Origin of the sequence: Hyphomonas sp. UBA3601 (assembly GCF_002375605.1) — a bacterium.
Classification (GTDB): domain Bacteria; phylum Pseudomonadota; class Alphaproteobacteria; order Caulobacterales; family Hyphomonadaceae; genus Hyphomonas.
In genome coordinates this window covers 709-9,098 of the sequence record NZ_DFME01000017.1, presented here as the reverse complement: position 1 = coordinate 9,098, position 8,390 = coordinate 709, and the positions used below count along the sequence as shown (strand labels likewise).

At 61.9% G+C, this 8,390-nt stretch carries 8 protein-coding genes; 5 read left to right on the top strand and 3 right to left on the bottom strand.

Going from position 1 to position 8,390, the window contains the following annotated elements; translation table 11 throughout:
- A partial coding sequence (locus B4F73_RS01110) for an amidohydrolase family protein (protein ID WP_290482319.1) occupies window positions 1–1,155 on the top strand: 1,155 nt, incomplete at its 5' end.
- Window positions 1,156–1,311: 156 nt separating this feature from the next.
- Window positions 1,312–2,547, top strand: coding sequence for an MFS transporter (locus tag B4F73_RS01105; protein ID WP_206991062.1), 1,236 nt, complete (start codon window positions 1,312–1,314; stop codon window positions 2,545–2,547).
- On the opposite strand, the gene B4F73_RS01100 is transcribed toward B4F73_RS01105, so the two are convergent.
- Window positions 2,544–2,930 (bottom strand): YraN family protein, encoded by a 387-nt coding sequence (locus tag B4F73_RS01100; protein ID WP_290479739.1) that lies wholly within the window; start codon window positions 2,928–2,930, stop codon window positions 2,544–2,546. The genes B4F73_RS01105 and B4F73_RS01100 overlap by 4 nt on opposite strands.
- Window positions 2,923–3,735 (bottom strand): 16S rRNA (cytidine(1402)-2'-O)-methyltransferase, encoded by an 813-nt coding sequence (rsmI, locus tag B4F73_RS01095; RefSeq protein WP_242517360.1) that lies wholly within the window; start codon window positions 3,733–3,735, stop codon window positions 2,923–2,925. Before rsmI ends, B4F73_RS01100 begins: the two co-directional genes overlap by 8 nt.
- 101 nt (window positions 3,736–3,836) lie before the next feature.
- Here rsmI and B4F73_RS01090 point away from each other — a divergent pair, with 101 nt between their 5' ends.
- Both B4F73_RS01090 and dnaJ read left to right on the top strand, forming a co-directional pair.
- Window positions 3,837–5,165, top strand: coding sequence for a penicillin-binding protein activator (locus B4F73_RS01090; RefSeq protein ID WP_290482318.1), 1,329 nt, complete (start codon window positions 3,837–3,839; stop codon window positions 5,163–5,165).
- Between the two features lie 107 nt (window positions 5,166–5,272).
- Window positions 5,273–6,430 (top strand): molecular chaperone DnaJ, encoded by a 1,158-nt coding sequence (gene dnaJ / locus B4F73_RS01085; protein WP_206991058.1) that lies wholly within the window; start codon window positions 5,273–5,275, stop codon window positions 6,428–6,430.
- Here dnaJ and B4F73_RS01080 read toward each other — a convergent pair.
- Entirely contained in the window at window positions 6,427–7,326 is a 900-nt protein-coding gene (locus tag B4F73_RS01080) for an alpha/beta hydrolase family protein (protein WP_290482317.1), read from the bottom strand. The two genes, dnaJ and B4F73_RS01080, sit on opposite strands and share 4 nt — an antisense overlap.
- Window positions 7,327–7,466: 140 nt before the next feature.
- Between B4F73_RS01080 and B4F73_RS01075 the strand changes: the two genes are divergently transcribed.
- On the top strand, window positions 7,467–8,390 hold a 924-nt coding region (locus B4F73_RS01075; protein ID WP_290482316.1), incomplete at its 3' end, for a DNA topoisomerase IB.

Genomic DNA, 8,390 nt, shown 5'->3' with positions numbered 1-8,390 from the left:
ATTGATGGCGATGGCGGCACGCTGGTGGCGGGCCTTTATGAAATGCACGGGCATCTCGGTCAGAATAGCGCGCTGCTCAACATCGCTGCGGGGGTGACGTCCGTCCGGGACATGGGCAACAACAACGACGTGCTCAGTGAGCTGAATGAAAACATACAGTCCGGGCGTCTCGCCGGTCCGCGTATCATCCGCAGCGGGTTCATCGAAGGAAAGAGCCCGTTCAGCTCCAACAATGGCACACTCGTATCGAGTGAGGAGGAGGCGCTCGAAGCCGTTCGCAAGTATGGCGGTGGAGAATTCCATCAGATCAAGATCTACAATTCCATGAAAGGCGAATGGGTGCCGGCCATGGTCGCAGAAGCGCGCCGCCTCGGCTTGAAAGTGGCCGGGCATGTGCCGGCCTTCTCCAATGCCGACCAGATGATTGCTGCAGGCTATGACGAGATGACCCATATCAATCAGGTCATGCTGGGCTGGGTGCTGGACGAGGGTGAAGACACGCGCACCTTGCTGCGCCTGACCGCGTTGAAGCGTCTCCCATCCCTGGAGATCAGTGATCCAAAGGTACAGGCAACGATCAATGCCATGGCGGAGCATGAAACCGCGATTGATCCGACCCTCGCCATCCATGAAGCTCTGCTCAGGTCTCGCAATGGCCAGCTCCGGGCGGGTGTGGTCGACTATATCGATCACATGCCGGTTGGCGTGCAGCGTTCGGCCAAGACAGCATGGGCCGATATTTCCTCTCCCGAGGATGACGCGGCCTACTGGCAGGCCTTCGACAAGATCATCGAAACGGTCACCGCGATGCATGAGGTGGGCATCCTGCTCGTTCCGGGAACGGATATGGGCGGATCCTTCGTCTATCACCGCGAACTTGAGCTTTATCAGCAGGTCGGCATGACAGCGCCTGAAATCCTCGCCTGGGCCAGCCATGGTATGGCCGAATATGTGGGACAGTCGGACGAGCTTGGGTCTATCGCGCCCGGCAAGCTGGCCGATTTCTTTCTTGTTCCAGGTGACCCAACAGCGGACCTGAAAGCGATCAAGACCATCTCCATGGTTGTGAAGGATGGCACGGTCTATTTCCCGAGCGAAATATATCCTTCATTCGGAATCGAGCCCTTCGCAGCGGCGCCGACTTTGACCGAGTAGGCGGGGGATTCCGCCTTGCGCAGATGCGCGGCTCAGGCTTGGTTGACAGTAGCAGTGGAGGTTTCTACAGGCGCGATCGGAACACACTTTTCTGCATCGGGTTAGCCTGAAGACGGCTCGCCCTCCCTGAAATCCCAGCACGCCCTGGAGGCTGGAATGTTCAAGTCTATCTCCGCCATCGCTGCCCTGCTGTTTGCTGCTGCCATCCTCTATGCCGGCAATGGCTTGCAGAGCACACTCCTGTCTGTGCGCGGCGACCTGGAAGGCTTCCCGACCGCAATCATCGGTCTTCTGGCCTCAGCCTATTATGCCGGCTTCATCCTCGGTTGCCGCTTCGTGCCTGGCATGATCAAGGGCGTAGGGCATATCCGGGCCTTTGTGGCACTCGCCTCGATCGCGTCGTCCAGTGCGCTGGCGCATATCCTGTTCGTCGATGCCACGCCATGGGCCGTTTTGCGCTTCATTACAGGCTTCAGCTTTGCGGGGCTGACCATGGTGCTGGAAAGCTGGATCAATGAGCGCGCGACGAACGAGAACCGCGGCAAAGTGCTGTCAGTCTATCGCATTGTCGATCTTGGCGCTGTGACCATCGGCAACGGCCTGCTCGCGATTGCCCCGCCTTCGGGCTTCCAGCTGTTCGTTCTGGTTTCCATCCTGATCTCCATCGCGCTCGTCCCGGTGGCGCTGACGCGCTCGGATTCGCCTGCACCGCTGGAGACGGCGAAGCTCGACATTGTTCAGCTTTATCGCGTCTCGCCCGTCGGCGCCGTCGGTGCAGCTGCCGCCGGACTCGCCAATGCCGCTTTCTGGGGCATGGCACCGGTCTATGTGCAGGAAATTGGGTATGGCTCGGCCATGATCGCAGCCTTCATGAGTGCCGCGATCATCGGAGCAGGCTTGTTCCAGTTCCCCATGGGCTCGCTCTCTGACAAGGTAGACCGGCGTTTCGTGATCGTGGGCAGCTCGCTGCTCGGCGCAGGGGCTTCGGCATTGTTGGCAAGCTTTGCTGGCCTGTCCCAAAACGCCTTGCTTGGCTTCAGCTTCCTGTTTGGCGCTTTCATCATACCCGTCTTCGGCATTTGCGCTGCGCATGCCAATGACCATTCCGCGCTCGGCAAGGCCGTCGCCACGAGTGGCGGCCTGCTCCTGCTCTATGGAGTTGGATCGGTGATCGGCGCTCTGGTCGGCGCTCTCGTGATGAGCGCATTTCATCCGGCCGCACTGTTCTGGTATATCTCGGGTGTCTATCTCGTTTTGGCCGTGTTCAGTCTTCTGCGCATAGGCATCAACCGCCCAAGCATCGTCGGCAAGAAAACTCGCTTCATTCCGATGGCAAAAAGCCCGCTAACGCGCGTCTATCGTAAGCGTGCGAAGCCCCAGCCCAAAGCCTAGGCCAGCCCCGGCCGCCACGCATCGCGCAGATGAACGGGCAGGCGACTCGGCGCGATGGCAATGATGTCGTATCGCCAGCCATGGTCTGAATAGCGGGGATGCTTGGCCATCCAATGGTCGGCCGCGCGGGAAATTCGATTCCAGGCATGAAGTGTCACGGCGCCGAGCGCTGCGTTTGCTCGCCGACGTGCCTTTACTTCGACAAAAGCAACTATGCCGGATTTCTCCGCAATCAGATCAATCTCGCCAACCGGCGTGCGCACGCGTTGCGCGAGGATGCGATAGCCCTTGAAGCGGAGGTACAAGGCGGCAAGTGTCTCGCCCGCGCGGCCACGTTTTTCGGCAGCCGTGCGCTTGGCGCTGGGGGCGCGCCCTTTAGCCATCGGCTTTCAGTTGCAGCGCCCGCTGGTAAACGTCGCGCTTCGGCAGACCCAGCGCTTCGGCCACGGCATTGGCTGCGGCCTTGGTCGGCTGGCCATCCAGTGCGTCGCGCAGGGCCGCATCGAGGCGTTGGGGCGTGACTTCATGTTCGCCCGGCGGGCCGACCAGCAATACAATTTCGCCACGTGGCGGGCCGGACTCGGCATAATGCGTGGCCAAATCAGCAAGCGTGCCTCGGCGGGTTTCCTCGAACATCTTGGTCAATTCCCGCGTCACCGCCGCGTCACGGTCCCCCAGCACAGAGGCAAGGTCTGCAAGCGCATCGGCAAGGCGCGGCCCACTCTCATAGAAGATCAGCGTTCCCGGCACGGCTTTCAGCGCTTCGGCGGCTGATTTGCGCGCACCGGATTTTGGCGGCAGGAAGCCTGCGAAAAGGAATTTGTCACTTGGCAGGCCGCTGGCGACCAATCCCGCCAGCATGGCCGAGGCGCCCGGAATGGGGATGACCTTTACGCCAGCCTCCAGCGCCTCGTGCGCCAGTTTCCAGCCCGGATCGGAAACAAGCGGCGTGCCAGCGTCGGAAATCAGCGCGATCTTCGCGCCGCCTTGAAGTGCCCGTATCAGGCCCGGTCTCCGTTCCGCCCCATTGTGGTCATGATAGGGGCTGAGGCGAGCCTTAAGGCCATAGGCAGACATCAGCTTTCCAGCGACGCGTGTGTCCTCTGCCAGCACTTCATCGGCAGCGGTCAGCACGTCCAGCGCGCGCAGGGTGATGTCGCGTAGATTACCGATCGGGGTGGAAACCACATACAGGCCCGGATCCAGAGATACAGCCGGTTGCCCCTTGGGGAGACCGCGCCTAGAGTCGCCAGCGGCGGGAATCGCCCCGGAGTCAGAAGGATCAGGAGATGACATTGCTTCAACCATTGCTCAGGAAGCTTCCCGCGCCAAGTCTTCTGTTGGCATCGCTGCTTCTGGCGACCGCCTGTGCCACAGCGCCTGCTCGCCAACCAGTGCCCATCGGCACCGGACAGCCCCGCGAGGAGCCTGTTACGGGCGTGCCGCGCGACTTGGGCGACATACCGGGCGAAGAAATCGAAATTGGCGACATGGAAGATTTGGGCGACGCAACGCGCGGCCGAGGCGACCGTGGCTTGACCCCACCCTTCATGCAGGGACGTGAGATCAAGCGGGCCGCCGTGCTGCTGCCCTTTTCTCATCCGAACGCCAATGTCCGCGCCGAGGCGGAAAGCATGTTGGCAGGGATCGAACTTGCCCTGTTTGAATATGCCGACAAGGATTTCCTGATTATCCCAAAGGATACCGCCGGCAAGACCTCCGTTGCCGAGGCCCGCACGGACGAAGCCTTTGAAGACAAGGTAGATGTAATCCTTGGCCCGCTCTTTGGCGCAAACGTGAAAACCGTGCGGGAAATGGCGCGCGAGGAAGATATTCCCGTCATTGCCTTCTCCAATGACCGGTCTGCGGCTGGTGGCGGAGCCTATCTCGCCTCCATCTCGCCGGACGAGGAAGTCCGCCGCGTCATGGAATATGTGGCCGCGCGCGGCGTGGACACGTTTGTTTTCCTTGGCCCACGTTCGGATTACGGGCGTCAGGTCGAGGCCGCGATGCGGTTTGAAGCCTCCCGGCTTGGCGCCGTCATGGCCGCCTCAGCCTTCTATGGCGAGGATAGTGGAGCAGGCGCCGAAGCGCGCCAGATCGCCAGCGTTCTCAAATCCGAACTGGCCGACCGTCCCGGCCGCGTGGCTGTGATGATCCCTGAACGAGGCGTCAAATTGCTCTCGGTAGCACCGTTGCTGCCTTACAACGGCGTCGATATGCGCCAATTGAAGCTGATCGGCACCTCTTATTGGGACGATTCCAGCATCTGGCGCGAACCGACCCTGCGCGGCGGCTATTATGCTGCCACAGACCCCGGCAACAAGAGCGCCTTCACCGAAGCCTATCGTCGGATCTATGGCCGCGCGCCAACCGATCTGGCTGCACTGGCCTATGATGCAGCCGCATTGACCGTTCGCCTCGCCGCAGATGACAGTCTGACCTATGGCGGCGTGACCGATCCGGACGGCTTTTTCGGAGTAAATGGCCTGTTCCGCTTCCGCATTGACGGCACGTCCGAGCGCGGCTTGGCGGTCATGCAGATCCAGCCCGGTGGCCCTGAACTCGTCGAAGGGGGCGTTCAGTCCTTCCCCACTGGCCAGACCGGCCCAAGCTGAGCCTGATCATTACGTGGCGCGACCTGTGACATTCCCTTGCACCGGCCGGTCACGTCCCCCACATGTGCGGCTGATCTGAGACAATTCTGGAAGACGATAGCCATTCCATGAGCAAGCGCGACTATTACGAGATTTTGGGCGTATCCAAGGATGCGGACGAGAAGCAACTCAAGTCCGCCTACCGCAAGCTGGCGATGAAGTATCATCCGGACCAGAATGCCGGGAATCCTGAAGCCGAAGAGAAATTCAAGGAAGTGGGCGAAGCCTATGCGGTCCTGAGCGATGCTCAGAAGCGTGGTGCCTATGACCGGTTTGGCCATGCCGCCTTTGAAAATGGCGGTGGGGGCGGGGGAAACCCGTTCGGCCAGGGCGGCAATCCGGACGATATCTTCTCTGACCTGTTCAGCCAGGTTTTCGGCGCAGGTGGCTTTGGCGGTGGACGTCGCCGTGGCGGGCCACAGCGCGGTGCAGATTTGCGCTATGATCTGGAAATCACTCTGGCTGAAGCGTGGGCCGGCAAGGAAGAAACCATTCACGTGCCCCAGGCCGTGCCATGTACAGGCTGTGACGGCTCCGGCGCAGCGCCCGGCACCAAGCCGGAAACCTGCGAGACCTGTGACGGCCATGGCCGCGTGCGCGCCCAGCAAGGCTTCTTCACGATGGAGCGCACCTGTGTGCGGTGTTCCGGCAAGGGAAAGATCATCAAGAAGCCCTGTAAGGAATGTGGCGGCGCAGGGCAGGTTCGCGAGGAGCGCAAGCTCCAGGTGAAAATCCCGGCTGGCGTCGAAAGCGGTATGCGCATCCGCCTGTCCGGCGAAGGTGAGCCTGGCGATCAGGGCGGGCCGAGCGGCGACCTCTACATCTTCGTCGATGTCGTCGAGCATGACATCTTCGAACGCGACGGCCCGAACCTCTATTGCCGTGCGCCCGTGCCCATGGCGACGGCTGCACTTGGCGGCGAAATCGAAATCCCGACCATTGATGGCGGCCGTGCCCGCGTCGTGGTGCCGGAAGGCGCCCAGACCGGTCGCAAGCTGCGTCTACGCGGCAAGGGCATGCCGTCCGTGCGGCAGTCAGGCCATACCGGCGACCTGTTCGTGGAGATGTTCGTGGAAACCCCGCGCAACATGACCGCCCGCCAGAAAGAGCTGCTGCGCGAATTCTGCGACTGCACCGGCGCGGATTGCCACCCGGAAAGCGAAGGCTTCCTCGGCCGCATCAAACGCTTCTGGAGCGGCGACGCCGACGAGCACCGCCCGAACTAGCGGCAGGCGTCTGCCCAGCCAAGAACCGTGTCGATCAGGGCCTCTCGTGACCATGAGAAGGAGTGATCGCCGGAAAGCACTACGCCTGTCGTCTCGACACCCGGCTCTGATTTGTAGGTTTCTATCAGCGGCCTGACGATGGCGTCCAGCGGGACGGTTTCATCCTTGTCCGCTCCAACAATCAGCACCGAACGGTTCGCGAAGCTGGGGGCGTAGGTAAGGGCGTCGAACGCCTCGCGATTGTCGATCAGTTCGCTCACCAGGGTTGCGCCATCTGTACCCGCCAGCATCTGCAGGGAATCGCCATAGGCGATGAAGCCCGCTTTCCTGTCCGGATCTGCCGCAAGAACATTCGCCACGACGCCGAAATTCGCAGGAGCGAGCCCTGCGGTGCAGGCAATGGTCTTATCCTTGGCGCCCGCGGCAAGAGCTGCGAAGCCGCCCATGGAATGCCCGATCAGGATCAGCTTGTCCGGGTCGGTCCGATAGGTCTCCGCATTGGCGCGAACGAAATCCGTCGCGGCAGCCACGTCTTCGATCACATACGTGAACGAGAATGTTCCCTCGCTGCCCCACGCGCCGCGATAGTGGAAGAACAGGACGTTGAACCCGTCCGCCCGCAGGGCCTGGGCGAGATCGAGATTCTTCTCGATGCCGGGAAATCCATGCAGCAACAGAACGGTGGGATGGGGGCCGGGGCCATCAGCCACATACATCAATCCGTTCAGGCGCTTTCCGTCGCTCTGGAAGTTCAGCTCGTTAAGCGCTGGCGGATAGTCGATGTCGTATGCAGGTGTAGGCTCCGGTGCCGTCGCCATCGTCTCGTCCAGACTGGCGCAGCTGGATACCAGTGTGAAAAGGGCCAGCGCCGCCGCGAATTGAATTTGGTCTTTCATGTCAGTCTCCCCTGACAGAAGCTTAGGCGGTAATCGTGTCAGCCCAAACAAAATTTCCGGGCTGGAGAGAATCCAGTGGACGGGAACCCTCGCCACCGATGGATCGTTGATCCGGGCATTCATCGCCCGAGAGACACGCCATGCCCTTCAGTTCAGACCCGGAGACGCTCTGCCGCGAAGGCGTGACGGCAGAGGCCATTGGCCTTGTGCGGTCAGACCCGTCGAAGCCCGGCTGGACGCGGCGGCGGTGCGGCCCAGGCTTCACCTACAAGGATGGCAAGGGCCAGACCCTGAAGGGCAAGCGGGCCGAGCGGTGCCGCGCGCTCGTTCTGCCGCCCGCCTGGGAGGACATCTGGATCTGCCCCAATCCGCGTGGCCACATCCAGGCCACCGGACGCGACGAGGCGGGCCGCCTTCAATACCGCTACCACCCGACCTGGTCGGCGGCGCGCAATTCGGCCAAGTTCGATGATCTCATCGCCTTCGGCCATGCCTTGCCGGAACTGCGCCGCCGTGTGCGCCATGATCTCACCTATTCGGATTGCCCGCGCGAGCTTCGCCTCGCCGCCATTGTCCGCCTGCTGGACCGGGGCGCGCTGCGCATCGGCCGGTCGGGCCGCAAGACCTATGGCGCGGTCAGCCTGCGAAAGTCGCATGTCCAGATCGAAGGCCGCAAGATCATCTGTGCCTATAAGGGCAAGGGCGGTACGCCCCGCCGTGTCACCGTGCGCGACAAGCTTCTGGCGAAGACGCTGGATGGGCTCATGGCAGAGAAAGGCGCTTTCCTGTTCCGATCCCGCAAGGTCCGGCCGGCCGCGCAGGATGTGAATGAGTATATCCAGGAAACGCTGGGTCTCTCTTTCACGGCCAAGGATTTCCGGACATGGAAAGGCAGCGTCGCCGCCGTCAATGCGCTGGCCCGCGCCGAGAGCGTGACGGTGAAGGCAATTACCCATGCCGCGGCGGATGCGCTGGGCAATACGCCGGCCATCGCGAAATCCTCCTACATCCATCCCGCAATTCTCGACCTCGCGCGCGACAAGCGCCGTCCGCACGAGGTCTGC